General features: G+C 61.9%; 27 protein-coding genes. 1 reads left to right on the plus strand and 26 read right to left on the minus strand.

The window, feature by feature from the left end; translation table 11 throughout:
* Positions 1–9: 9 nt before the first annotated feature.
* From QMN23_RS17310 to rho, 22 genes are all read right to left on the minus strand, one after another.
* Complete coding sequence (locus QMN23_RS17310; RefSeq protein WP_282000576.1) at positions 10–492, minus strand: aminoacyl-tRNA deacylase; 483 nt, start codon at positions 490–492, stop codon at positions 10–12.
* A 171-nt stretch (positions 493–663) separates the two neighbouring features.
* Complete coding sequence (locus QMN23_RS17315; RefSeq protein ID WP_282000577.1) at positions 664–1,650, minus strand: D-2-hydroxyacid dehydrogenase; 987 nt, start codon at positions 1,648–1,650, stop codon at positions 664–666.
* A 72-nt stretch (positions 1,651–1,722) separates the two neighbouring features.
* Positions 1,723–3,471: an RNA polymerase sigma factor RpoD gene (gene rpoD, locus QMN23_RS17320; RefSeq protein ID WP_282000578.1), complete on the minus strand. Its 1,749-nt coding sequence runs from the start codon at positions 3,469–3,471 to the stop codon at positions 1,723–1,725.
* A 27-nt stretch (positions 3,472–3,498) separates the two neighbouring features.
* Positions 3,499–5,256, minus strand: a complete 1,758-nt coding sequence (gene dnaG / locus QMN23_RS17325; protein ID WP_282000579.1) for a DNA primase — start codon at positions 5,254–5,256, stop codon at positions 3,499–3,501.
* Positions 5,234–5,770 (minus strand): CvpA family protein, encoded by a 537-nt coding sequence (locus QMN23_RS17330; RefSeq protein ID WP_282000580.1) that lies wholly within the window; start codon positions 5,768–5,770, stop codon positions 5,234–5,236. The genes dnaG and QMN23_RS17330 overlap by 23 nt, the downstream gene beginning before the upstream one ends.
* Before the next feature lie 109 nt (positions 5,771–5,879).
* Positions 5,880–6,323, minus strand: a complete 444-nt coding sequence (locus QMN23_RS17335) for a GatB/YqeY domain-containing protein (protein WP_282000581.1) — start codon at positions 6,321–6,323, stop codon at positions 5,880–5,882.
* A 10-nt stretch (positions 6,324–6,333) separates the two neighbouring features.
* A complete protein-coding gene (rpsU, locus tag QMN23_RS17340; RefSeq protein WP_282000582.1) occupies positions 6,334–6,531 on the minus strand; it encodes a 30S ribosomal protein S21 in 198 nt (65 codons plus the stop codon).
* 139 nt (positions 6,532–6,670) lie between these two features.
* Entirely contained in the window at positions 6,671–6,997 is a 327-nt protein-coding gene (locus tag QMN23_RS17345; RefSeq protein WP_282000583.1) for a phosphoribosyl-ATP diphosphatase, read from the minus strand.
* A complete protein-coding gene (gene hisF / locus QMN23_RS17350; protein WP_282000584.1) occupies positions 6,994–7,755 on the minus strand; it encodes an imidazole glycerol phosphate synthase subunit HisF in 762 nt (253 codons plus the stop codon). Before hisF ends, QMN23_RS17345 begins: the two co-directional genes overlap by 4 nt.
* Complete coding sequence (hisA, locus tag QMN23_RS17355) at positions 7,749–8,486, minus strand: 1-(5-phosphoribosyl)-5-[(5-phosphoribosylamino)methylideneamino]imidazole-4-carboxamide isomerase (RefSeq protein WP_282000585.1); 738 nt, start codon at positions 8,484–8,486, stop codon at positions 7,749–7,751. The genes hisF and hisA overlap by 7 nt, the downstream gene beginning before the upstream one ends.
* A complete protein-coding gene (hisH, locus tag QMN23_RS17360; protein ID WP_282000586.1) occupies positions 8,483–9,112 on the minus strand; it encodes an imidazole glycerol phosphate synthase subunit HisH in 630 nt (209 codons plus the stop codon). The genes hisA and hisH overlap by 4 nt, the downstream gene beginning before the upstream one ends.
* 1 nt (position 9,113) lies before the next feature.
* Positions 9,114–9,701, minus strand: coding sequence for an imidazoleglycerol-phosphate dehydratase HisB (hisB, locus tag QMN23_RS17365; RefSeq protein ID WP_282000587.1), 588 nt, complete (start codon positions 9,699–9,701; stop codon positions 9,114–9,116).
* A gap of 36 nt (positions 9,702–9,737) precedes the next feature.
* Complete coding sequence (hisC, locus tag QMN23_RS17370) at positions 9,738–10,790, minus strand: histidinol-phosphate transaminase (protein ID WP_282000588.1); 1,053 nt, start codon at positions 10,788–10,790, stop codon at positions 9,738–9,740.
* Entirely contained in the window at positions 10,787–12,097 is a 1,311-nt protein-coding gene (hisD, locus tag QMN23_RS17375; RefSeq protein ID WP_282000589.1) for a histidinol dehydrogenase, read from the minus strand. The genes hisC and hisD overlap by 4 nt, the downstream gene beginning before the upstream one ends.
* A 15-nt stretch (positions 12,098–12,112) precedes the next feature.
* Entirely contained in the window at positions 12,113–12,751 is a 639-nt protein-coding gene (gene hisG, locus QMN23_RS17380; RefSeq protein ID WP_282000590.1) for an ATP phosphoribosyltransferase, read from the minus strand.
* A 62-nt stretch (positions 12,752–12,813) separates the two neighbouring features.
* Positions 12,814–14,067, minus strand: coding sequence for a UDP-N-acetylglucosamine 1-carboxyvinyltransferase (gene murA / locus QMN23_RS17385; RefSeq protein ID WP_282000591.1), 1,254 nt, complete (start codon positions 14,065–14,067; stop codon positions 12,814–12,816).
* 42 nt (positions 14,068–14,109) lie between these two features.
* The gene (gene prmC, locus QMN23_RS17390) at positions 14,110–14,979 is read right to left on the minus strand and encodes a peptide chain release factor N(5)-glutamine methyltransferase (RefSeq protein ID WP_282000592.1); all 870 of its coding nucleotides are present in this window, start codon (positions 14,977–14,979) and stop codon (positions 14,110–14,112) included.
* Positions 14,980–15,010: 31 nt separating this feature from the next.
* Positions 15,011–16,078: a peptide chain release factor 1 gene (gene prfA, locus QMN23_RS17395; RefSeq protein WP_282000593.1), complete on the minus strand. Its 1,068-nt coding sequence runs from the start codon at positions 16,076–16,078 to the stop codon at positions 15,011–15,013.
* A 67-nt stretch (positions 16,079–16,145) separates the two neighbouring features.
* Positions 16,146–17,096 carry a DUF1385 domain-containing protein gene (locus tag QMN23_RS17400; protein WP_282000594.1) on the minus strand — a complete coding sequence of 317 codons (951 nt, stop codon included), beginning with the start codon at positions 17,094–17,096 and terminating at the stop codon, positions 16,146–16,148.
* Complete coding sequence (gene thyX / locus QMN23_RS17405) at positions 17,093–17,788, minus strand: FAD-dependent thymidylate synthase (protein ID WP_282000595.1); 696 nt, start codon at positions 17,786–17,788, stop codon at positions 17,093–17,095. Before thyX ends, QMN23_RS17400 begins: the two co-directional genes overlap by 4 nt.
* A 162-nt stretch (positions 17,789–17,950) precedes the next feature.
* Positions 17,951–18,148, minus strand: a complete 198-nt coding sequence (rpmE, locus tag QMN23_RS17410) for a 50S ribosomal protein L31 (protein WP_282000596.1) — start codon at positions 18,146–18,148, stop codon at positions 17,951–17,953.
* A 129-nt stretch (positions 18,149–18,277) separates the two neighbouring features.
* A complete protein-coding gene (gene rho, locus QMN23_RS17415; protein WP_282000597.1) occupies positions 18,278–19,525 on the minus strand; it encodes a transcription termination factor Rho in 1,248 nt (415 codons plus the stop codon).
* A gap of 484 nt (positions 19,526–20,009) precedes the next feature.
* Between rho and QMN23_RS17420 the strand changes: the two genes are divergently transcribed.
* Positions 20,010–20,807 (plus strand): IclR family transcriptional regulator, encoded by a 798-nt coding sequence (locus QMN23_RS17420; RefSeq protein WP_282000598.1) that lies wholly within the window; start codon positions 20,010–20,012, stop codon positions 20,805–20,807.
* Between the two features lie 91 nt (positions 20,808–20,898).
* Here the strand turns inward: QMN23_RS17420 and QMN23_RS17425 are convergent, their stop codons facing one another.
* From QMN23_RS17425 to QMN23_RS17440, 4 genes are all read right to left on the minus strand, one after another.
* Positions 20,899–21,237 (minus strand): hypothetical protein, encoded by a 339-nt coding sequence (locus tag QMN23_RS17425; RefSeq protein ID WP_282000599.1) that lies wholly within the window; start codon positions 21,235–21,237, stop codon positions 20,899–20,901.
* A 43-nt stretch (positions 21,238–21,280) separates the two neighbouring features.
* Positions 21,281–21,475 (minus strand): hypothetical protein, encoded by a 195-nt coding sequence (locus QMN23_RS17430; protein ID WP_282000600.1) that lies wholly within the window; start codon positions 21,473–21,475, stop codon positions 21,281–21,283.
* 30 nt (positions 21,476–21,505) lie between these two features.
* Positions 21,506–23,569, minus strand: coding sequence for a PocR ligand-binding domain-containing protein (locus QMN23_RS17435; protein ID WP_282000601.1), 2,064 nt, complete (start codon positions 23,567–23,569; stop codon positions 21,506–21,508).
* Positions 23,570–23,701: 132 nt separating this feature from the next.
* On the minus strand, positions 23,702–25,978 hold the full coding sequence (locus QMN23_RS17440) for a DNA translocase FtsK (protein WP_282000602.1): 2,277 nt from the start codon (positions 25,976–25,978) through the stop codon (positions 23,702–23,704).
* Positions 25,979–26,025: the final 47 nt, after the last annotated feature.

Genomic DNA, 26,025 nt, shown 5'->3' on the forward strand with positions numbered 1-26,025 from the left:
CCTCTCCCTTCAAATAGCGACCTGCACCAGTGTTGGCTTCAGGATGCGTGCTACCTCGTGGGGGTCCATCCCGACCAGGAACCCCCGCTTGCCGCCATTGAGGTAGATCAGCGGCAGGTCCAGGATGCTCTCCTCCATGTAGACCGGCATCGCCCGCCGGGTCCCGAACGGCGAGGTCCCCCCCACCAGGTAGCCGGAGTGCTTCAGGGCGATCTCCGGCAGACAGGGGGTAACGCTCTTGACGTCGATGAGCCGGGCAAGCTCCTTGGTGGAAACCTGCCGGTCGCCGTGCATCAACACCACCAGCGGCGCCCTGCTCTCGTCCTCCATGATCAGAGTCTTGATCACCGCATGTTCCGCCACCCCCAGTTCCCGGGCGGAAACGGCGGTTCCTCCCCGCTCTTCGTAAGCATAGAGGTGTTCGGTAAAAGCGGCCTTGGCAGCCCGCAACATCCGCACTGCCGGCGTTACCGGCGTTTTCTCCTTGGCCATCGACAACTCCTTAGCGACGCCTCGGGTCGGCTCCGAAGGCAAGCAACAGCGCGTTGCCGTTACCGGCATGACCGAAGCCGGAGCGCGCCACGTGCGTCGGTCCCGGCAGGAGAAAAATGTCGACGGGACAATCGAAACCGGCCGGCGAGGCCCCAGTGATACATCGGCATTTCATAGCGCTCGGGACCCGGAAAGATACTGCCGGTTCACCACATTGCTCGGCGCTCCAGCCAGAAAGGCGGCCACGTTCCCGACGGCACCGGCCAGCAGCCGCCGCCGGGCGGCCAGGCTCGCCCAGGCGATATGGGGTGTAATGATGCAAGATGGGACGGCCAGCAACGGATTGGCCGGCAGCATCGGTTCTCCGTCCACCACATCTACCGCCGCCCCGGCAAGCTGCCCCTCGCCGAGAGCGGCAGCCAGGTCCCTCTCGTTGACCAGCGCCCCCCGGGCCGTGTTGATCAGGAAAGCGTCCCTCTTCATCGTCTTCAGGAGCGGGCGAGCGACGAAACCGCGGTTTTCCGCCGTGAGCGGACAATGGAGACTGACGATATCCGCAGCAGCAAACAGCTCCTCAAGGCTGGTCCAGGTAACCGGCACGCCCGACAGGGCTTCCTTGGGCCGGGGATTGTAGGCCAACACCTCCATCCCGAAGGCGTGGGCGATCGCCGCCACCCGGCGGCCGATCTCGCCGAAGCCGACGATGCCGAGCCGCCGGCCGGCAAGTTCGACCAGCGGCGCCGTGGTGAAGGAAAAGTCCGGCGCCTTGATCCAGGCGCCCGTCTTGACCGCTCGATCGTGTTCACCGACCCGGTTGCAGAGTTCAAGGATCAGGGCGAAGGTGTGCTGGGCCACCGAGGCGGCGCCATACACCGGGACATTGGCGACCGGGATACCGTGCCGGCCGGCGAAGGCGACATCGATATTGTCGAAACCGGTAGCCAGCTCGACGATCAGCCGGAGCCGCGGCAGCTGGGCCAAAGTCTCCGCGGGGAGCAACGTCTTGTTGGCCAGCACGATTTCGGCCTCCCCCGCCCGCGCCACGACCTGATCCGGCGCGCTCCGGTCGAACACGGCAAGGGTGCCGAACGCCGCCAATTCATCCCAGGGGTTGTCGCCAGGATTGACGGTATGGCCATCAAGGACGACGATCTTCATTCCATCCCCTCCGGGCATGCAAAAAGGCCGCGCCGGGATTCCGGCGCGGCCCGTGCAGCCAGTTGCCACCAACTATTCGACGAAGCTCTTCAGCTTCTTGCTCCGGCTCGGGTGGCGCAGCTTGCGGAGCGCCTTGGCCTCGATCTGGCGAATCCGCTCCCGGGTAACCTCGAAGTCCTGTCCCACCTCTTCGAGGGTGTGGTCGCTCTTTTCACCGATGCCGAAACGCATCCGGAGCACCTTCTCCTCCCGCGGGGTCAGGGTGGCGAGGACGCGGGCGGTCTGCTCCGACAGGTTCGCCTTGATGACCGCTTCGAGCGGGGAAACGACCCCCTTGTCCTCGATGAAATCCCCAAGATGCGAATCCTCCTCTTCGCCGATCGGCGTTTCGAGGGAAATCGGCTCCTTGGCGATCTTCAGCACCTTCCGCACCTTGTCGAGGGGAAGATTCATCCGCTCGGCGATCTCTTCCGGCGAAGGCTCGCGGCCGATCTCCTGGACGAGCTGACGACTGGTCCGGATCAGCTTGTTGATCGTCTCGATCATATGCACCGGAATCCGGATCGTCCGCGCCTGGTCGGCAATCGCCCGGGTAATGGCCTGCCGGATCCACCAGGTGGCGTAGGTGGAAAACTTGTAGCCCCGCTGATACTCGAACTTGTCGACCGCCTTCATCAGGCCGATGTTCCCTTCCTGAATCAGGTCGAGGAACTGCAGTCCGCGGTTGGTATATTTCTTGGCGATGGACACCACCAGCCGGAGGTTTGCCTCGACCAGCTCTGACTTGGCCAGCTTCGACTTGCTTTCACCCTGATCGATTGCCTGCAGGGCGTCCGCCAGTTCCTTGGCCTTGAACCCCGATTCCTGCTCGACCTTCTTCAGCTTCTTCTCGGCCGCCTTGATCCGTTTATCCATTTTCTGCAGATCGTCAAAGGAGATCTTGAGCCGTTTCAGCGCCGACTTGGCCCCGTCTTCCCCCTTGGCAAGCAACGCTTCCTGCTCGGCGCTGGAAAGCCCCGCTTCGGCTTCGATGCCGGCGATCTCGTCCAGGATGCCGTCAACCTTGACGGACAGCTCCTTGAGCCGCTGGGCAATCTTGGCAATATGCCGATCCTTGAGCCGGAGCCCCCGGACCAGTTCGGCAACGGTCGTTTTCAGCTCCTGCAGTGCGGCACGCAGCTCTTCCTGACGCGCTCCGGTCAACGCCTCGCTCTCGAGTTCGCCCGCCAGCGCCTCCATCTGAACGTCTTTTTCGCAGATTTCGTCGATCAGCGCCAGCAGCCGGGTCTTCTGGACATCCTCCTCGTCCTCTTCCAGCTCCTCCTCCTCGGCTTCCTTGCTGATCTCGGCCGGGGTGATCTGGAACTTCCGGAGTTTATCGCCAAGAGCGATGATCTCCTTGATGGTGATCGGGGTATTGAGAATGACACCGGCAATATCCCGCTCCCCCTCTTCGATCCGCTTGGCAATTTCCACTTCCCCTTCGCGGGTCAGCAGCGAAACCGAGCCCATTTCCCGCAGGTACATCCTGACCGGGTCGCTCGTTCTGCCGAGGGTTCCCGGCTCGTACTCGAAATCTTCCTGCTCCCCTTCAAGCTCTTCTTCCTCTTCCAGATCGAGCTTCATCTTGGGGATCTTGACCTTCTGGGCGGAATCGACGATATCGATGTCCATTTCCCCGAACATGCTCATGACGTCATCGATCTGTTCGGAGGAAATATCGGGAGGCAGCAGATCGTTGACCTCGTCGTACGTGAGAAAACCTTTCTCCTTGCCGAGGTCGATCAGCTGCTTGACTTCATCCGTGCTTTTCTTGGCCATCAATTCACCTCATTGCACTCTGTTATATTAAGATAACTGTGATTTCCTGTTTCGCAAGGCGTCGATCTCCTGGAGCAATTCCCGGTAGCGGGGGGAGTCGGGCTCGGTCGTCGCCAACTCCCGGGCCAGATCTTTCATCCCCTTCAGCGAAGTCCGCTCCAGGGCCTGCCGACATTGCTCAAACGCCTTGCCGAGATCCAGATCGTCCAGATGCTCATCCTTGACGAGAAAGGCGGCCAGCCGGCTCCGCTCCTCGGGAGAGCCGATCAGTTCGAGCAGTTCCCCCCAGTCGAGCCCCTCGCCGGCTGCCAGTCGTCGCAAGATTTCCTGTGCTACCGGCAGCAGTGCCCCGCCGAATAGCCGTTCCGGCCCGCAGGAACGGACCCGCTCCGCGACCTCGGCATAGCGCCCCATCAGGGAGAGGAGCATCTCCTCCGGCCCCGCCCCGCCGCTGCGTCGCTCCGCCCGGGACGGGCCGTCATTCGCCGGCGCCGCCCCGCGGCCGATCTTGGCCAGCAGCGACCGGTTCTCGACGCCAACGATGCGCGACACTTCCCGCACATACAATTCGCGCTCGATCGGATTGGCAATCTTTGCCAGCCGCGGCGCCAATTCTTCCACCACCCGCACCTTCCCCTCGACAGTACCGATGTCCACCTGCCGGAGAAGGTCGCGAAAAAAGTACTCGATTACCGGCCGCGCCTTGGCCAGCCGGTCTTGAAAGGCCGTCACCCCCTCTTTCTTGACAAAGCTGTCGGGATCTTCGCCCGCCGTCAGTTCCACCACATAGGCCGGAAAATTTTCCTGAAGGAAAAGATCCAGCGCCCGCAACGTCGCCTTCTTCCCCGCACTGTCGGCATCAAACAGGGTATAGACTTTTGTCGCATACCGCTTCAGAAGCTTGATATGCCCGTCGGTAAGGGCGGTGCCGCAGGTTGCCACCACGTTTCTGACCCCGGCCTGATAGAGCGCCAAGTGGTCAAAATACCCCTCTACAACAATCGCACTCCCCTGCTCGCGCATTGCCCCTTTGGCCAGATGAGCGCCGAACAACACCTCGCTCTTATGGTAGATAGGCGATTCAGGTGAGTTGATATACTTCGGCAGTGAATCATCGAGAACCCGGCCGCCAAAACCGATGATCCGGCCGTGAATGTCAGTAATGGCGAAGAGCAGGCGGTTTCTGAACGTGTCGTAGAAGCCGCCACCTTCGCGCCGGCGGAGCAGCCCCAGCTTCTCCGCTTGTTCCGGCGGCACGCCCTTCTGGGCCAGATAACGGGCCAGAGCATCCCAGCGCTCCGGCGCATAGCCCAACCGATACGCTTCGGCAGTCTCCCGGTCAACGCCGCGCTTTTCCAGATAACGGCGGGCCGCCGCCGCTTCTTCGTTCCGTTCGAGCAGATTCCGGTAGAACTTCGCCGCGAGCTCACCAATCTCGTAGAGGAGCTCCCGCTCGTCAAGCCGCCGTTTCTCGGCGGCGGAAACAGGGCGATCCTCGATGACCACCCCAACCCGCTTGGCAAGAAATTTCACTGCCTCGGGGAATGAGAGCCCCTCCATCTTCATAATGAAGGTAACGACATTCCCCCCCACGCCGCAGCCAAAACAGTGGAAAATCCCCCGGGCCGGGTTGACGTTGAACGACGGAGTCTTTTCGCCGTGAAAGGGGCAGAGCCCCTGATAATTGGCGCCCGATTTCCTGAGGCTCACGTAGTCGGCGACCACATCGACGATTGCCGCCCGCTCTTTGACCTCATTAATCTTATCGTCGGGAATCATCGACATCTTTAGTCCGTTTGTGCATTCCCGACGGCGGAGCGCCTTTTTCCTGTCGCCAGCCATCGATGACATCCCGGCCGCAACCGATGAACGTCCGGGCGGTAGCGCTTGAGGAGAGCCAGCTTTTCAACCGATGCGGGGCCGGGCTCGACGTTCCAAAATAAAGCAGGACACACAGCAGGAACCCCCCCTCGAGCAACCCGAAAACCACCCCGCCGACCCGGTTAATTCCCCCCAGCAGGGCAATCTTGAAAACGACGGTAAGGAAGTGGCCGATCAGGGCGAAAAGCAGCCCGACCGCAAGGAGGATACAGAGGAATGCGACAGCAGATCCCACGAATTGGGGGAGATGAATGAGGCGCCCCAGGGTTGCGCCGAACGATGCGTGGTAGGTAAAGGCGGCCCACCCGCCGAGAACCAGCCCGAACAGTGAGCATACCTCACGAACAAGCCCTTTCGTAAAGCCTTTTACCGCAAACGCCAGCAAAATGCCCCAGAGAAGGATATCGAGAAGGCTCATTAGTGCCCCTGACCGCATCCATAAAGTAAAAGAAGAAGGGGCAATTCAGAGAATCGCCCCTAGAATGGTACAAGATTAAACTGCTTGCTGCCGAACAGGAGGAAAAACCTTATCCCAGCCGTTCCTTGACGATGGCGCTGACCAACGAACCATCGGCCCTGCCGGTAACGTGAGGCATCAGGGATTTCATCACCTTACCCATATCCCGGAGTCCTTGCGCACCGTTTTCGGCAATAACCCTGGCGACCAGGGCTTCTAATTCTTCACGGGTCAACTGCTGGGGGAGAAAACCGAGCAGCAGGGCCAGCTCTTTTTCTTCCTTTTCGACGAGATCGGTACGCCCAGCCTCGCCAAAAAGTCTGATCGATTCGCGGCGCTGCTTGGCAAGGGACGAGATAACCTCGACGATTTCCTGCTCGTCGAGTTCGTGCCTCACCTCAATTTCCCGGTTCTTGACCGAGGAGCGAATCAGCCGGACAGCTGATAACGCAATTTCGTCACGGGCCTTCATCGCCCGTTTCAACTCCTCGTCCAAACGATCCCGCAGCGACATATGACCTCGGTTACTCCATCATTTTACGCTGTTTTTTCATTGCCCGCTTCCGCGCCGCAATGGCCTTCTTCTTTCTCTTGATACTCGGCTTCTCGTAGTGCTCGCGTTTGCGGACCTCGGAGAGAATCCCCGCTTTTTCGCACTGCTTCTTGAACTTCTTCAGCGCCAGCTCAAAAGACTCGGTTTCCTTTACTTTGACTCCCGGCATCCATATTCCCCTCCCTCCTCTATGTAAATTTTCTGCATGATATGCGCATAGAGTGCACGTATAGCCGGTGGTAATTTTACGAGAAAGAGCATAATAACATCGAGAACAATAATGTCAAGTATTTTATCCGCACAGCGGACTATTCCTGGCGGGCCGCTTTCTCGGCAATGCCGGAGATGCCGAAGCGCCGGCGCAGCTCGGCATACACCGTATCGGGCGGGATATCGTAATAGCCGAGCAGCACCAGGGCGTGAAACAGCAGGTCGGCCATTTCGTAGACGATCTCGTCCCGTACGCCGCCTTTGCCGGCGATCACCACCTCGGTGGCCTCTTCGCCGAACTTCTTGAGAATCTTGTCGAGCCCCTTCTGCAAGAGCGAGGCGGTATAGGAGGTCTCGGCGGAAGCCGTTTTCCGTTCCTGGATTACCTGGTACAAAGCTTCAAGAACATCGTCCCGTTGATTCATAGTCTGACCGCCACTCCCCTTTGGTCCAGATACTCTTTCGCTTCCCGGATACTGTACTCTTTGTAATGGAAGATCGACGCCGCCAGACAGGCACTGGCCCCGGCCTCGGTGAAGCCGGCGTAGAGGTGTTCCAGATTGCCGACCCCGCCGGAAGCGATGACCGGAATGGTGACCGCGTCGACGATCGACCGGGTCAGCGGGATATCGTAGCCGTCCTTGGTTCCGTCGCGATCCATGCTGGTCAGGAGGATTTCCCCGGCACCGTACCCTTCCATCCGCCGGGCCCACTCGACCGCGTCGATCCCGGTCGGGTTCCGGCCCCCGTGGGTGTAGACCTCCCACCGGTCCTCGCCCGGCACCCGGCGAGCATCGATGGCCACGACGGTGCACTGGGAGCCGAACCGCTCCGCCGCCTCGCGGACAAACTCCGGCCGGTGCACGGCCGCCGTATTGATCGACACCTTGTCCGCCCCGGCATTGAGCAGCCGGCGGATATCCTCGACGGTCCGAACGCCGCCGCCGACGGTGAGCGGCATGAACACCCGCTCGGCGGTGCGGCGCACCACGTCGATGATGATCTCCCGCTCGTCGGAGGAGGCGGTGATATCGAGAAACGTCAGCTCATCGGCCCCCTGCCGGTCGTAAAGCTCGGCAATCTCCACCGGATCGCCGGCGTCGCGCAGCTCCAGGAACTGCACCCCCTTGACGACCCGCCCCCCCTTCACGTCGAGGCAGGGGATGATCCGTTTGGTCAGCATTGTGGGCCTCTCTTCGTCAGTGCGATCGCTTCCGCCAGGTTGAGCGCGCCGGTGTAGATCGCCTTGCCGGTAATGACACCGGTCACCCCGCTCGCCTCCACCGCCAGCAGCTGCTCGATGTCCCGGAGGCTCGACACCCCGCCGGAGGCGATAACCGGGATACTGATCGCTTCCGCCAGCCCGCGGGTCGCCTCGATGTTCGGCCCCTGCATCATGCCGTCCCGGGAGATGTCGGTATAGACGATGGCCGAGACGCCGTACCCTTCGAAACGCTTCGCCAGCTCCACCGCCGTCACCCCAGTCACTTCAGCCCATCCCTGGACCGCCACCAGGCCGTTCTTGGCGTCGATACCGACGACAATCCGCCCCGGGAACCGGAGGCACGCCTCGCGCACCAGTTCCGGATTGCGCTGGGCGGCAGTGCCGATGATCACCCGGCCAATGCCGAGCGAGAGGTACGCCTCAATAGTCGCCAGGTCGCGGATTCCGCCGCCGAGCTGGGTAGGAATGCCGATCGCCTTGACGATCGCCTCGATAGAGGTGCGGTTTTTCGGTTCGCCGGCAAACGCGCCGTCGAGATCGACGATATGGAGCAGCTCGGCCCCCTGCTCCTGCCAGACGCGAGCCTGTTCGGCCGGGCTGTCGCAAAAGACGGTATCCTTCTCCATGAGCCCCTGCTCCAGCCTGACGCAGCGCCCTTCCTTGAGATCGATGGCCGGGATAACGATCACTTCATCTCTCCGAATTTTTTGAGGATTGACAGCCCCACCGCCTGGGATTTCTCGGGGTGGAACTGGGTGGCGACGATATTGTCCTGCCAGACCGCCGCGCAGAATTCGATGCCGTAGGTGGCAGTGGCGGCAACGACCCGCTCGTCGTCGGGCCGGGCGTAATAGGAGTGGACGAAATAGACGTTGGCGCCGTCGGCGACCTCGGCGAAGGCAGGCGGCCGCCGCTTGATGGCCAGCTGGTTCCACCCCATGTGCGGCACCTTCAGCGCTTCCCCCCCCTCATGCATCCCCTCCGGGAAGCGGAGGACATGGCCGGGAATGACATCCAGGCCGCGGTAGAGGCCGAACTCCACGCTGTCGGTAAAGAGCAGCTGCATGCCGACACAGATGCCGAGAAACGGCCGTCCCGACCGGATCACCTGGAGCAGCGGCTCAACGAACCCCCCCTGCTCCAGATTTCGCATGCAATCGCGGAAAGCGCCCACCCCGGGAAGCACGACCTTTTCCGCCGCGAGGACAACCTGCGGGTCGGCGGTCACCACCGCCTCGAAGCCGACCTTTTCGAACCCCTTCTGGACCGAGCGGAGGTTTCCCATGCCGTAGTCGATGATTGCAATCTTTGTCATATCAGAGCTTGCCCTTGGTCGACATCACCCCCTCGATCCGCGGATCGAGCTGGGTCGCCAGGTCCATGGCCCGTGCCAGCGCCTTGAAGCAGGCCTCGACGATATGGTGGACATTGTCGCCGTACATGACGTTCAGGTGGACATTGGCGCCGCAGTTGCTGGTGAACGCCTGGAAGAACTCCCGGACCAGTTCGACGTCGAATTCGCCGATCTTCACCTTGGGGAGCGGGACGTGATAGACGAGGTACGGCCGGCCCGACAGGTCGACCGCCACGCTGGCCAGGGTTTCATCCATCGGCACCGTCGCCTGACCATAGCGGCGGATTCCCTGCTTGCCGCCGAGCGCGTCCTTGAAGGCCTGGCCGAGGACGATGCCGATATCCTCCACCGTATGGTGAAAATCGATATCGATGTCCCCCTTGGCGTCAACCTGCAGATCGAAGAGGCCATGCCGGGCGAAGAGGTCAAGCATGTGATCAAGGAACGGCACCGAGGTACAGACCTTGGCCGCCCCCTTCCCGTCGATTTCCAGGCTGAGTTTGATCTGGGTTTCCTTCGTAACGCGTTCGATGACGGCTTTCCGGGACATGGAACCCTCCTCATGATCAAAATGAACAGTGTTGTACTAGCCGATCTCCCGCAAGGCCGCCAGGGTCTGCGCCATCTCCTCCCGCGTACCGATGGAGATTCGCAGACCGTGGGCCAGCAGTGGATCGGCGAAGTGCCGGACCAGGACCTTCCGGGCGTAGAGACCGTCGTAAATCCGCTGGCCGTTTCGGTCGGGGGGGGTGGCGAAGACGTAGTTCCCCTGCGAGGGGATGACGTCGTAGCCGAGGGAGCGCAACTCGGCGGAAAACCAGTCGCGGGTCTCACGAATCCGACGGCAGCACTCCGCCAGGTAGGCCTGATCGCGCAGCGCCGCCACGCAGGCCGCCTGGGCCAGGCGGTCCAGGTTGTAGTGGTCGCGGATCTTGTCGAGGGCCGCAATCACCTCCGGTCGGGCGATGGCAAGACCGATCCGCATCCCGGCCAGCGAATAGCTCTTGGAGAGGGTGCGCGTCACCACCACGTTCTCGTGTTTCTTCACCAGCTCCAAGGCATTGGACGCGGCGAACTCCGCATAGGTTTCGTCCAGCACCAGCATGCCGGCGCAGCGGCCAGCCAGCTCGTCGATGTAGTCGAGCGGGAAGCTGGGACCGAGCGGCGCGTTGGGCGTGGTGAGGAAGAAGATCTTTCCCTCGTAGCGAGCGGGAAAGTCGGCGAGCCGGAAGTCGGTGGTCAGGCCGAAGGTGCGGACCCGGGCGCCCTGTACTTCAGCCAGGGTGCCGTAGTAGGAATACGAGGGGTGGACGTAGCCGATCTCCTCGCCTTCGGCGGCGAAGGCCCGGATCAGGTTGTTGAGCACCTCGTCCGAGCCGTTGGCCATGATGATCCACGAGGGATCGAAGCCGTACAGCGCGCCGGCCGTTTCGCGCAGCTGCTGGCTGGAGGCGCTGGGATAGATGCGCAGCCCGGCCCCGTCCTCTCCCAGTTCCGCCCGGATCGCCCTGACTACTTCCGGCGACGGCGGATACGGGTTCTCGTTGGTGTTGAGCTTGATCCATGAGGCGATGTCGGGCGGCTGGTAGCCGGGGACGTACCCCTTCATGGCAGCGATGTTCGGGCGGAGCGGAATCATGACTGCACCCCGCTTCCCCCGCCGAGCCTGACACTGACCGATTTGCCGTGGGCCTCCAGCCCCTCCAGCTCGGCGATCCGGACGATCTCCCGCCCCAGCCGGTTCAGGCCGCCCTCCGAGAAGTAGACCAGCGACGACTTCTTGACGAAATCGTCCACCGACAGCGGCGAAAAGAACCGGGCGGTGCCGCCGGTCGGCAGGGTATGGTTCGGTCCGGCCAGGTAGTCGCCGGCCGCCTCCGGGGTAAAGTGGCCGAGGAAGATGGCCCCGGCGTTGCGGATCAGCGGCAGGATGCCGAACGGGTTGGCCACCGCCAGTTCCAGGTGCTCCGGGGCGATCCGGTTACTGAAGGAGATCGCTTCTTCGAGGGTACCGGCAACGATCACCGCGCCGTAGGTCTCCCACGATTTACGAGCGATCGTCTCCCGGGAAAGTGCGGCCAGCTGGCGCTCCACCTCCGCCGCCACCCGCTCGCCGAAACCGCGGTCGGTGGTGATGAGGATGGAGGAGGCAAGCTCGTCGTGTTCCGCCTGGGAGAGCAGGTCGGCGGCAAGATGGGCCGGATTGCCGCTGCCGTCGTTGATCACCAGGATCTCGCTCGGGCCGGCGATCATGTCGATCCCGACCTGGCCGAAGACCAGTTTTTTTGCAGTCGCCACGTAGATGTTCCCCGGCCCGGTGATCTTGTCGACCCGGGGGACCGTCGCCGTTCCGTAGGCAAGGGCCGCCACCGCCTGGGCGCCGCCGAGGCGGAAGACCCGGTCGACGCCGGCAAGCCGGGCCGCCACCAGGACATGGGGATTGATCTCGCCACCGGGGGTCGGGGCAACCATGACGATCTCGCCGACCCCGGCCACCCGGGCCGGCACCGCGTTCATGATCACGCTCGACGGATAGCTGGCCTTGCCGCCGGGGACGTAAATGCCGACCCGCTCCAGCGGGGTGATCATCTGACCGAGGAGGATGTCCGGCTCGTTGGTCGACAGCCAGGTCTCCTGCTTTTGCTTTTCATGAAAGCGGGCCACCCGCTCAACCGCCAGCTTCAGGGCGGCCAGCTCGTCGGCAGCCACCTTGGCAAAGGCATAGTCGAACTCGTCGTCGCTCACCTGAAGGGCGGCGACGGAATCGACCGCCAGCCGGTCGAAGCGGCGGGTGTAGTCGAGTAGCGCCTCGTCGCCCCGCTGCCGGACGTCGGCAATGATGTCGAGGACAACCTGCTCCACCTCGCGCCCGGTCTCTTCGCCCCGGGCCAGGATGGCGGCAAATTGCTGTTCAAAATCCGGATCGTGGATATCGAGGAATTGCACGGCTGAACGCTCCCGTTACACCTGTTTTTCCAGCGCTTCGATAATTTCGGTAATCCGCGGATGTTTGGTCTTGAGGCTCGCCCGGTTGACGATCAGCCGGGTGGTGATCTCGGCGATGGTTTCGACCTCGACGAGGCCGTTCTGGCGGAGGGTCTCGCCGGTGGAGACCAGGTCGACGATCCGCTCCGAGAGCCCAACCAGCGGTGCCAACTCGATCGAGCCGTAAAGCTTGACGATTTCCACCTGGATCCCCTTGCCGGCGAAATATTTTTCCGTCACATTGGGATACTTGGTGGCGATCCGGATGTTGGACCAGCTGGCCGGATCGTCGTCACGGGCGAGCCCGGCCGGTTCGGCGACCATCATCCGGCAGTAGCCGAACTTGAGGTCCAGCGGCTCGTAGAGGTCCTTCTCCTGCTCCATCAGGGTATCCTTGCCGACGATCCCCAGATCGGCGCAGCCATATTCCACGTAGGTGGGAACGTCGGTGGCCCGGACGATCATATAGCGCAGCCGGTCGGCGGCATTTTCGAAGATCAGCTTGCGCGTGTCGGAAAGCAACTCGTCGCAGTTGATGCCGATTTTCCTGAACAGGGCGACGGACTCTTCGAGAATCCGTCCTTTGGGAATGGCGATGGTGATGTAGTCGGTCATAATTCCTCGGCAGGCGCAACATTTTCTCCCCGGCCGGCAGCTGCAGTCCGGGGCAACACGGCTTATTCCTTGACCCGCTGGATATCGGCGCCGAGGCCGGCCAGCTTCTTCTCGATCGATTCGTAGCCGCGGTCGAGATGGTAGATCCGGGAGATTTCGGTGGTGTTCTCCGCCGCCAGCCCGGCCAGGATGAGCGACGCGGATGCGCGCAGATCGGTGGCCATCACCGGAGCGCCGGACAGCTTCTTCACCCCTTTCACCGTCGCGGTGTTCCCCTCGACGGTGATGTCGGCGCCGAAGCGCATCAGCTCCGAAACGTGCATGAAGCGGTTTTCGAAGATATTCTCGGAGATGACACTGGCGCCGTCGGCAACACACATCAGTGCCATGAACTGGGCCTGCATGTCGGTGGGGAAACCGGGGTACGGCCGGGTCTTGATATTGACGCTGCTGAGCCGGCGCGGCCCCTTGACCCGCACCACATTGTCCCGGTTGATGATCTCCACCCCGGCATCCTGCAGCTTGAACACCAGTGCATCCAGATGTTCGAGACGCATGTTGTGGATCCGGACGTCGCCGCCGGTGATCGCCGCCGCCACCATGAAGGTGCCGGCCTCGATCCGGTCGGGCATCACCGCATGGGTGACCGGCGCCAGCTCCTTGACCCCGGTGATCCGGATGGTATCGGTTCCCGCCCCTTCGATCCTGGCGCCCATCCGGTTGAGGATGTCGGCCAGGTCGATGATTTCGGGCTCGCGGGCGGCATTTTCGAGAATGGTTTCGCCGGCAGCGGTGGCGGCGGCCATCAGCAGTTGCTCGGTGCCGCCGACCGTCGAGATGTCGAAATTGACCCGCGCACCCTTGAGCCGGCGAGCCTTCGCCTCGACGTAGCCGTGTTCGAGGCGGATGTCCGCGCCCAGGGCCGCCAGCCCCTTCAGATGGAGATTGATCGGCCGGGCGCCGATGGCACAGCCGCCGGGAAGCGAAACCCGGGCACGGCCGTGGCGGGCTAGCAGCGGCCCGAGGACCAGCACCGACGCCCGCATCGTCTTGACCAGATCGTAGGTCGCTTCCACGTTGTTCAGGGCGGTGGTATCGATCTTGACAATGTTGCCGTTCCCCTCCACCACGGCGCCGAGCGATTCGAGCACTTTAATGGTGGTATTGATATCGCGGAGAAACGGGACATTTTGGATTTCATGCAGGCCGGGGGCAAGGATGGTCGAAATGAAGATAGGGAGGGCAGCATTTTTCGAGCCGCTGACCGAGACATCGCCCGTCAGCCGCTTCCCCCCCTTGATGATTAGCTTATCCACGTGATTCCTCTGTTCTGGTTAATACGCAGCCGACGCCGCGGGTCATTGCGGGCGCCGCTCCGGGGCGCGACCGCCGACCACCCGCTCGATGCCGTTCGGGTCCTTAGCCGTGAAACAGTCGCCGAAGCCATGCGCCGCGAAGAGGGCCGTTACCGGGCCGGCCTGGTCGATGCCGACCTCGACCAGGAGCCAGCCGCCGACCGCGAGATGGGCCGGCGCCTCGGCCACGATCAGCCGGTAGAACTCCAGGCCGTCGGGACCGCCGTCCAGGGCGGTCACCGGTTCGAATTCCCGCACCTCCGGCTGGAGCGTCGCCAGGTCGGCCGACGGGATATAGGGCGGATTGGAAACGATCAGGTCGAAACGCTGCCCGGCAAGCGGCGCGAAGAGCGATCCCTCGCTCAGGGCGATATCGACGCCGTGCCGCGCGGCATTGCGCCGGGCGACGGCCAGGGCCGCCGCCGAGGCATCGATACCGGACACCGTTGCCGCCGGCAGCGCTTTCGCCAGCGCCACCGCAATGCAACCGCTGCCGACCCCGATATCGAGCACCGTCTTCGCGTCAGACGCCAGCCGCAGCGCCTCCGTCACCAAGACTTCGGTATCGTGACGGGGGATCAGCACCGCCGGCGTCACCTCGAAATCGAGCCCGCAGAACTCCTGGCTGCCGAGAATGTACTGCAACGGCTCGCGGCGCGCCCGCCGGGCAACCCGCCCCCGGAACGCCGCCAGTTCATCCTGGTTGAGCGGCTGGTCGAAATTGACGTAGAGGCCGACCCGGTCCATGGCGAGACTGGCCGAAAGGAGCCATTCCGCCTCCAGCCGGGCGTTGTCGATCCCCTTCTCCGCCAGGTAGCCCCGGGTCCATTCCAGCACCTTGCGGATGGTCCAGATTTCGCGGTTAATCGCCATGGGACTCCGGACTGCAGGCTGTACCGGGCACTCAGGCCGCCTCGGACTGGGCCTTCAACGCTTCCATCTGGTAGTGGGCGCGCAGGGCATCGACCACCTCGCCGATATCCCCCTCCATGATCGCGTCGAGCCGATAGAGGGTCAGGCCGATCCGGTGGTCGGTCAGCCGCCCCTGGGGAAAGTTATAGGTCCTGATCCGCTCGCTCCGGTCGCCGCTCCCCACCTGCTGTTTCCGATCGGCGGCCAGTTTGGCGTTCTGCTCGGTGGTCAGGATGTCCAGCATCCTCGACTTGAGGACCTTCATCGCCTTGGCCCGGTTCTTGATCTGGCTCCGCTCTTCCTGGCAGGCAACGACGATACCGGTCGGCAGGTGAGTGATCCGCACCGCCGAATCGGTGGTATTGACGTGCTGGCCGCCGGCACCCGACGACCGGTAGACGTCGATCTTCAGGTCGGTCGGGTTGATGTCGACCTCGATATCTTCGGCCTCGGGGAGCACGGCCACCGTGCAGGCGCTGGTATGGATCCGTCCCTGGGCCTCGGTTTCCGGCACCCGCTGCACCCGATGGGTGCCCGATTCATACTTGAGCTTGGCAAAGGCTCCCTGCCCCTCCACCAGGGCAACGACCTCCTTGAAGCCGCCCCGCTCCGACTCGGAGCTCGACATGACGTCGACCTTCCAGCGGTTGCGCTCGGCAAAGCGCGAATACATTCGGAAGAGATCGCCGGCGAACAGAGCCGCCTCGTCGCCGCCGGTACCGGCGCGGATCTCGATGATGATGTTCTTGTTGTCGTTGGGATCCTTGGGGAGCAGCAGGATCTTGATTTCGCCTTCCAGCGCCTCTTTACGCTCCGCCAACTCGCCCAGCTCAGCCTCCGCCATCTCTTTCATTTCCGGATCGGCCAGGAGTTCGCGGTTGCCGTCGATCTCCGCCAACACCTTCTTGTAGCGGCGAAAGGCCTCGACGAGTTCAGTAAGATCGTTATGCTCCCGCGACAGCTTCCGGAACTCGGGCTGGTTGGCGATCACCGTCGGATCGGCGAGGAGCGATTCCAGCTCCTGATAGCGTCTTTCCAATTCTTGTATCTTGTCGAACATCCATACATCCTGAAACGTGAAATGGTGGGGGGACCGGCACCGCCGGCCCGGGCACTGCCGCGCGCCGCTAGACGACCAGCCGGTCGTCCTTGTGGCCGCCGTTGACCTCCAGCGCTTCTTCCATGGAGCGGATCGCCACCTCCAGCTGCCGGTCGTCCGGCTCGCGGGTCGTCAGGCGCTGCAGGGCCAAACCGGGGGCAATGATCGTTCTGACGAAAGCGGTCGAATCGTTCTTGGCGCTCCACTTGAGGAACTCGTAAGAAATGCCGGCAATCAGCGGCAGCAGGACGACCCGGGAACCGGCCTTGAGATAAAACGGCCAGAGCTTGGGAATCAGGGAAAAGATCACGATGCTGACCAGCATGACGATCAGCAGGAAACTCGTCCCGCAGCGGGGATGGAGGCGGCTGTGCCGGCGGACGTTCTCCACCGTCAGTTCTTCTCCCGCTTCGAAGGCGAAAATGGTCTTGTGTTCGGCGCCATGATACTGGAAAACCCGTTGGATATCTCCCATCCGCGAGATAGACCAGATATAGAGGAGGAACACCGCCACCCGGATCACCCCGTCCACCAGATTGAAGACGATGTTGGAATCACCGATGAGCGGCACCAGGAGCTTGGTGAGATAGAGCGGCAGGATGAAAAAAAGCAGGATGCCGAAGCCGAAGGCGACAGCCATGGTCCCGCCCAGGGCCAACGGCGACAGTTCCTCTTTTTCCTCCCCCTCGGCCAGCGCCTCGTTGGCGGAGAAATTGAGCGCCTTGACCCCCATTACCAGCGAACTGAACAGGGCAACCGCACCGCGGACGACCGGCAGCTTGACGACCGGGTAGCGTTCGGAGAGGGGGGGAACCTGGTCCCGTTTCACCACGATCTCCCCGGTGGGTCGGCGGACCGCAATCGCCATCGACCGCGGCGCCCGCATCATTACCCCTTCGATAACCGCCTGACCGCCGACGTTGATCCGTTCGGCAAGCAGCAGCACCAGCGCCATGAACCGCACACGGGGATTTTTCATCCTGAGAGCTCCTTGAATGTTTCCCGGACCGCGGCCATTCTGCCGCAGCTCAGCGCCCCTTCGGGACACGGTCCCGTCAGGCACCCCGGGCCGGCATCACGGAAAATTACCGGCGCCACCTTGATGACCAGCTTCAGCATCTCCACCGCCATGGCCCGAATTTCCCATTGGGCGCGCTCGCAGCAGCGGAGGGCGAAAAAATGCCGCAACTCGCGAGCATTCATCGAGACAATGATTTTCGTTTCCGTCGCATTGGGGAGGATATACCGGGCGTCTTCCGCCGGCACCCCCGCCTCGGCCAGGGCGGCGTAGGTTTCATGAAGCGCCTGCAGCTGGGCCTCGAACCGGGCGGCAAGTTCGGGTCGCCCGGCAATGCTCGGCGGCACCACCGCGGCAAAGCGTGTGGCGTGGGAAACATAGCGCTGCGACTGTTGAGAGTAGGAGGCCAACCGGTGCCGCACCAGCTGATGACTGGTTGCCCGCGAAATCCCCTCGATCCCGAAGGTGAAGGTGGCATGCTCCAGGACCGACTGGTGTCCCAGCGACATGATCTTTTCCAGGAAGGCGGTGATGTCGGAACGGGTAAGCTTGTCCCGCAGCTCGTCGATGCCCGTCGGGGAATAACAGAGACGGGCGGCCAGAGCCACGGCGGTTTCCGGATCGGGGGTATGCTGGAGCAGGGTAACCTTCATCGGGGGTCAGAATCCTCGTCAGGTTATTATGCAAAAAATGGCAGATTATTAAAACAACTAAGTTCGGGTCGCCGGGAAAAAGCAATCCCCCCAAAACGGACAAGGGGATTTCGCCATGGACAAAATCCCCCTCCACTCACCCCGTAAAACCCACGACCGGAATTACAGGCCGTATTTTTTCCGGAAGCGCTCAACCCGACCGGCGGTGTCGACGAGCTTCTGCTTGCCGGTAAAAAACGGATGGCAGGCAGAGCAGATTTCCGTACTGATTTCGCTCCTGGTGGACCGGGTCTGGAAGGTGTTGCCGCAGGCGCACTTAACCGTTACTTCCGCATACTTGGGATGAATTCCCTCTTTCATATGGCCCTCCTTACCGGGGGATTTCCCCGGTTGACTATTGTGATTACCCGAAAGGTTTTTACCGTAGCATCGTCGCGGCATTTTTTCAAGGCTTTTTTCCACCCCGAAACGGTACGCCGGAAACGTCTTTTACCTGCTCATCGAGTCGAGGAACCCCTGGTTGCTCTTGCTCTCCGAGAGCTTTTCCAGAAGGAACTCCATACTGTCAACCACGTTCATCGGATGAAGAACCTTGCGCAGGATCCATATCCGGTTGAGCGCGGCCTTGTCAATCAGGAGCTCCTCTTTCCGGGTCCCCGACTTATTGATGTCGATGGCCGGGAAGGTTCGCTTCTCCACCAGTTTCCGGTCGAGATGAAGTTCCATGTTACCGGTCCCCTTGAACTCTTCGAAGATCACCTCATCCATCTTGCTGCCGGTGTCAATCAGGGCGGTCGCGATAATGGTCAGCGAACCACCCTCTTCGATGTTGCGGGCAGCACCGAAAAAGCGCTTCGGCTTATGGAGGGCATTGGAATCGACCCCGCCGGAAAGGATCTTCCCGGAAGGAGGGATTACTGTATTGTAGGCCCGCGCCAGCCGGGTAATCGAGTCGAGGAGGATCACCACGTCCCGTTTGTGCTCGACGAGCCGCTTCGCCTTTTCGATCACCATTTCGGCAACCTGGACGTGCCGCGAGGCCGGCTCGTCGAAAGTGGAAGAGACGACCTCGCCCCGAACAGAGCGCTGCATGTCGGTAACTTCCTCGGGACGTTCGTCGATCAACAGGACGATCAGATAGACTTCAGGGTGATTCTCGGCGATGGAATTGGCGATATTCTGGATCAGCATGGTCTTGCCGGTGCGGGGCGGCGCGACGATCAGCCCCCGCTGTCCCTTGCCGATGGGGGCGATCAGCTCAACCACCCGCATCGCCATGTTGTCGGGGGTCGTTTCCAGCTTGAGCTTTTCCTGCGGATAAAGCGGAGTCAGGTTGTCGAAGAGAATCTTGTCGCGGGCCACTTCGGGGGGTTCGAAGTTGACCGACTCAACCTTGAGCAGGGCAAAGTACCGCTCCCCTTCCTTCGGCGGGCGAATCTGCCCGGAAACCGTATCGCCGGTATGGAGATTAAAGCGGCGGATCTGCGATGGCGAGACATAGATATCATCGGGCCCCGGCAGATAGTTATAGTCGGGGGCCCGCAGAAAGCCAAAGCCGTCGGGTAGGCACTCCAAGACCCCTTCGCCGAAGATCATGCCATTTTTTTCGGTCTGGGCATTGAGAATGGCAAAAATCAGGTCCTGCTTGCGCAGGCTCGATGCCCCCTCGATATTGAGCCCCTTGGCGATCGCCGTGAGCTCGTTGATTTTCTTGCCTTTTAACTCCTGAAGGTTCATCGATTCTCCTGTAGAGTACGCACCATGCCGCGGCGGGATGGCGGCCCGGCTGGATATGGTAAGGGTGAACGGATAATTGAATACGCGACTAAAGCGGGAAGGCGTGTCCTGAAACGAGTTTAATATTTATGAAGTCGTTGCGCTCTAGGCTGTTGAAGTTCTTATGCTGAGGTGCCTGTTTGTTTATCTTGGGATGAATGAATTGCCGAGGTGAACTATTGAACTGTAAGAGGTTATAGTGTTCCTATTAAACCGATTCAGGACTTTTGTCAACAGGATTTATTGCCCCACGACGACTTTCGCTGCAGCGGCGCGCCCCCGGCAGCCCCCCTCTGCACCGGCGCGCGTCGGCACCGCCCGCCATGCACCGAAAACGGCAATTTCAGCCTTTTCTTCTCCCGGCAAAAGTTTTAAGCTATCGTCCCGAGGCATCGATTTGTGCTATAAAGGTTTTTTTGCCTAATTCACGCCGCAGAGGTATTCCGTGCAGAAGAAAGAAAAGTCCGACTACATGATCCTCGCCGTTTCCCACGCCTTCGACCTCCTGGAGCAATTTCACGATGAGAATATCGCGGAACTCGGCGTCACCGACCTTGCCCGGCGGCTCAAACTGCACAAGAACAACGTCTTCCGCCTGCTCGCCACCCTGGAGGCGCGCGGCTACGTCGAACAGAACCGGCTCACCGGCAACTACCGGCTCGGGCTCAAGACCCTGGAACTCCGCCAGACCCTGATCAAGCAGATGGCCCTCCTCCCCTACGCCAAGCCGGCACTGGAGGAACTGGTCAAGGAGTGCAACGAAACCGCCTACGTGGCAGTGCTCAAAGACCATCTGAGCACCTATCTCTACGGAGTCGAAGGTCGGGCCACGGTGCGCGTCGTTTCCCGGCTCGGTTCGCGGCTCCCCGCCTATTGCACCGCCGCCGGCAAAGTACAGCTCGCCTTTCTGAGCGAGCAGGAGCTGGAACGGTTCTTCACCCGAGTCGAACTGTCCCCCTTCACCCCCAACACGATCACCGACCGGGAACAGTTTAAGGCTCACCTGCGCGAGATAGCCGCCAAAGGATACGCTGTCGACAACGAGGAACTGGAAATCGGCGTCCGGGGTGTTGCCGCGCCGATCAAGGATTACCGAAATGCGGTGGTTGGCGCGGTGATCATTTCCGGCCCGGCCATCCGCTTTACCGATGACCATATTCGCAACGACCTGGTCCCGCTCGCCCAGAAAACCGCGGTGTCGATATCGGTCAAGCTCGGTTACCGCCTCCCGGCGGAGCAGTGATCTCCCCCCTGCCCCATCCCGACGTCCCCATCGCCTAGACGTCCGATAGCGCCCGACCGCAAAAGAGGAAGGCAACGGCTTCAGGACCGGTTCACCGGTCAGGGTGGTCCTGCTTCGCCAGCCCCCGGCGAAGCACCAGTTGAACGGCGATATCGAGGACCACCACGCCGGTTACCACCAGCATGGCGACGGCGCTGTGGCGGAAGTAGCCGAGACAGGTGAAAAACATGTAGAGCGCGACCACCCCGGCGAGGAGCGGCCGGGTCCGTTGCGCTGCCAATGCGGTTGCCGCGGCGGCATCGGGCTCTTCATCTTCCACCGCCGCAGCATGTTTTCCGAGGAGCGCCGGAACCACATGATAGCCGAGGCTGGCATCCCCGAGAATCAGCAGGATATTGAGCACAAACACCAGCAGCAGATAATTTTCCATAAGACAGTGGTAGCCTTTTTTCGCAGCGAGTGCAAGCCCGACGTCAGCGATGGAGCAGATTCCGGTACAACCCCTCGTATTCTTCCAGCTGCCGTTCCAGCCGGCGAAGCTCGGCGACGGTGTAAACCGCCTCCCCTTTGCCGATCTCCCGCTTCAACCGCTCGATCCGTTCGGTAATACTGTCGCACCGGCCGGCAACCTTGGTGGAGTCGAGCAGACTCTCGTCACGATCGTTCATAGAGACACTCCAGCCCAGCCGGCGGCCGCATCAGCAACCGGCACCGTTCATCGGCTCCCTGACTGCCGGCAGGGTAAAGTAGAACGTTGCCCCTTCCCCCGCTTTCCCTTCCGCCCAAACCCGGCCGCCGTGGCGCAGGATAATCCGCTGCACGGTCGCAAGCCCGATACCGGTTCCGGGGTATTCCGCACTGTTATGCAGCCGCTGGAACGGTTTGAAAATATCGGCCGCCGCCGTCCGGTCAAAGCCGATGCCATTATCCCGGACGAAGAACACCTGCTCGCCGCTTTGGCACTCCATCCCGACCTCGATACGCCGGCGGGGGACTTTTTCGGTATATTTCCAGGCATTACCGAGCAGATTGTCGAGAACCACCCGGAGCAGTTGCGAATCGCCGACAGCCTGGAGACCGGGTGCGACGAAAATGTCGGCCGGCCGTTCGGGAGCGGCGGCCTGATGGGAAAGGAGAATCTCGTTCGCCAGCATACTCAGATCTACCGTCCGCTGCTCCATCTCTTTCCCGGAAACCCGCGACAGGACGAGCATCGCCTCGATGAGCTGTTCCATCTTGTTGCTGGTTTCGAGGATGACGTCGACCAGCATCGTGCCGGTGTCGTCCAGACAGGTACCGCATTGATGATGGAGCACCTGGGCGGAGAGATCGATCTGCCCCAATAGCGATCGCAGATCGTGGGACAGGGAATAGCTGAACGCCTCCAGTTCCCGGTTGACCGTCTCCAGTTCGGCAGCCCGCGCCGCCAGACTGGCGTTGAGCAATTCGATCCGTCCCTGGGCCCGCTTACGCTCGGTGACATCGTTGACCAGGGTGAGAACGCACTGCTGGCCATTGATACCGATCACCTCCGCCGACAGCAGCCCCATGAAGATTCGTCCCGACCGGTGACGGAAGTTGAATTCCAGTTCGCGCACCGCCCCCTCTTCACGTAGCAACCGGGCGAACCAGAGCCGTTCCGCCGGATTCTGCCAGAGATTGAGCTGCAACGTGGTTCGCCCGATCGCCTGGTCGCGGAGGTAGCCGAAGGAACGCTCGAACGTATCGTTGACCTCGATCAGCCGCCCCTCGTCGAGGGTGGTGATGGCAATCATGATCGGCGCGGTGCGAAACGCCCGGGCAAATTTCTCCTCGGAACTGCGCAGGGCCTCTTCGGCCCGTTTCCGCTCGGTGATATCGAGAAAGGTAACGACGGCACCGATCACCTCCCCATCGCGCCGCACCGGATGCGACCAGTACTCGACCGGCAGGGGTTTATCGTCGGCACACCAGAAGACGTCGTCCTGGACATGGACTGCCTCGCCATAGAGGAACGCCCGGTTGACATGGCACTCTTCCCGGGGAAAATGACTGCCATTGACCCGGGTATGGTGGATCAGCTGATGCATCTGCTGGCCAAGCAGCCGGCTTTCGTCCTCGTAGCCGAGGAACCTGAGGCATGCGGGATTGCAGAAGATGCAGTTCCCGGCCATATCCAGGCCGTAGATCGCCTCGGCGGTGGAATTGAGCAGCAGCCGCACCCGCTGTTCGCTTTCGCGCAACGCCTGGTCCACTTCCAGCTGCCGGAGCCGGGCTACGCCGGTATCCGCGAGTAGACCGACCAGTCCGGCGCTGTATTCCATGACGCTCCGGACCTTTTCCCGGCTGAACACCGGTACCCGCTCCAGGGCGGCCAGATACCCCGCCTCGTCGAGGCCGAAGCGGCGGGCCTGGTCGCGAAAGAACGCCACGTCGGGCCGTTCATCGTCGTAGAAAAACTGGCCGGCGATCAGCATGGCCGACACCTCGCCGCCGATAACGATCGGAATCCCCACATCCCAGAGACCGTTGAGACACTTGTGCTGAAAGTACTCCCCCTCCCGCAGATGGCCCTTGATGTGGAGATTGCTCTCCAGGCAGCGCTCGGCCAGCTCCGGATGGACGCGATGGAATTCGACGCAGATCTCCTGCCACTCGGAAGCGACCAGGATCTCTCCGTCCGGGGTAACAATCCCGACCGGCATTCCGCTGATCTGGCAGAACCGTTCCATGAGGTCCCGCAAGCGAGGCATGTCGACAAGATCGGTGAAGCGGTATGCCATGGAGAACCCCTCCTTCCAGCCGGGGAATTTCCTGCCCAACGCAGCGCACAAACAAAAAGCCGCCCGTCAGCTCTCGGCCAACCGGGCGGCTCCTTCTCAATTACCAACCTGCCGCTTGATCATTTCGTCTCCTCACAGCTTGTTGATGAAGACCTCGCGGGGCTTGCTGGTGCCGTCGGAGGGACCGACAATCCCCTCCTGCTCCATCCGTTCGATGATCCGGGCGGCACGGTTGTAGCCGATCCGCAGCCGGCGCTGGACCATCGAGATCGAGGCCTGGCGGGTTTCGGCCACCAGCGCCACCGCATCGTCGTAGCGCTCGTCGACCAGATCGTCGTCCTCGCCCCCCTTGGCATCGCTCTCCTTCATTTCCAGAATCGACTTGTCATAGACCGGTTTACCCTGTTTCTTGAGGAAGTCAACTACCCGCTGTACTTCCGCATCGGAAACGAAGGCGCCGTGGACCCGCTGCATCTTGGCGGTGCCGGGGGGGAGGAAGAGCATGTCGCCGGCGCCGAGCAAAGATTCGGCACCGTTGGTGTCGAGGATGGTCCGGGAGTCGATCTTGCTCGACACCTGGAAGGAGATCCGGGCCGGGAAATTGGCCTTGATCAGGCCGGTAATGACGTCGACCGACGGCCGCTGGGTGGCGAGGATCAGGTGGATGCCGGCGGCGCGGGCCATCTGCGCCAGGCGCGCGATCGACTCCTCGATCTCCCGGCCGGCGACCATCATCAGGTCGGCCAATTCGTCGACGATGACGACGATGTATGGCAGGTGGCCATGCTCCAGGGTATCGTCCTTGGCGAGGAACTGCTGGATCGCTTCCTCGTCGTCGAGCGGCTCGTCGAGTTCCTCGATGACCACCGTCTCCTGGGCCCGCAGCTCCTCGACCTCTTTCTCTTCCTTCTCCAGCTGCCGGTTGTAGGAGTCGATGTTGCGCACCCCCTTGTCGGCCATCAGCCGGTAGCGCCGCCCCATCTCCTCCACCGCCCACTTCAGGGCCAGCGACGCCTTCTTCGGGTTGGTCACCACCGGCAAAAGCAGGTGGGGGATCCCCTCGTACACCGACAGTTCCAGCATCTTCGGGTCGACCATGATGATCCGCACGTCCTGGGGGGTAGCGGTGTAGAGGAGCGACAGGATCATTGTGTTGATCGACACCGATTTCCCCGAGCCGGTGGCACCAGCCACCAGCAGGTGGGGCATCCGGGCCAGGTCGGCCACCGTCGGCACGCCGGCGATATCCTTGCCGAGGGCCAGCGGCAGCTTCATCCGGGTGGTATGGAACTCCTCGCAGTTGAAGATCTCTTTCAGAAAGACCGTTTCCCGTTCCCGGTTGGGGATCTCGATGCCGACCACCCCCTTGCCGGGGATCGGGGCGACGATCCGGATGGACAGCGCCTGCAGCGCCATCGAGAGGTCGTCGGAGAGCGAGGCGATCCGGTTGACCTTGATGCCGGGGCCGGGGGCGAACTCGTACATGGTGATCACCGGCCCGGGGCAGATCTCCACCACCTCGCCGTCGATGCCGAAGTCCTTCAGCTTCTTCTCCAGCAGCCGGGCGTTCATAGTCAGGATATCCCGGTCGAGCCGCTTTTCCGCCACCGGCGGCGTATCGAGGAGCGACAGGGGTGGGGTCCGGTAATCACCGTCGACCTTGATGAAGTCGAAGGTCTCCTGGAGCGGGGCGCTCTTCGCCTCCTCCCTTTTCTTCTCTTTTTTCTGCACCGGCGGCGGTGGCGGCGCCGTGACGTGGACCGGTTTGATTTCCGGCGCCTTTTTCGCCGCCACTTTCTCCTCCTTGTCGAGCAGCTGGCGGTTCAGCTCCCGCCGCTCCCGGCTCCGCGCCCAGCGATCCTTGAGATTGGCGAACCACCAGTCGGCAAACAGGACAAAGGAGAACCGCGACAGCACCATCGCCGAACCGGCCAGCAGCGGCAGCAGCACCAGCAGCGCCCCGGTGACACCGAAGTAGGTCTTGAGGAAGTGGGCGCTCTTGAAACCGACGGCGCCGCCGGTCAGCACCGGCTGGCCGAGGAAGACCGTTTTCTCCAGGTTGAAGGCGAACAGGGCCGCCAGGGCGATGAGCAGGGTGACGAAGGCGCCCCCCTTGTAGGGCTTCCAGCGCAGTTCCTTGAAGCGGAGCAGCTTGTAGGAGAGGAAGAGCAGGCCGATCGGGAGCGCATAGGAGGCCAGGCCGAACATTTGCAGCAGCAGATCGGACAGGTCGGCCCCCAGCCGGCCGCCGAAATTGTGCACGCCGCTTTCCGACGAATAGGTATTGAGGGACTGGTCGCCGGCATTGAACGACACCAGGGCCAACAGGATGAAGAGCCCGACGGCGCCGAACGCCATCCCCTGGATTTCTTTTTTCAGTTTTTCTTTGCGGTCGAGTTGTTCGTCCATTCGTTCAGGCTCCGGCCGGGCAAAGGGCGGAAAGGATCTTCCCCGCC

The organism is Geotalea uraniireducens, from assembly GCF_027943965.1.
GTDB lineage: Bacteria > Desulfobacterota > Desulfuromonadia > Geobacterales > Geobacteraceae > Geobacter > Geobacter uraniireducens.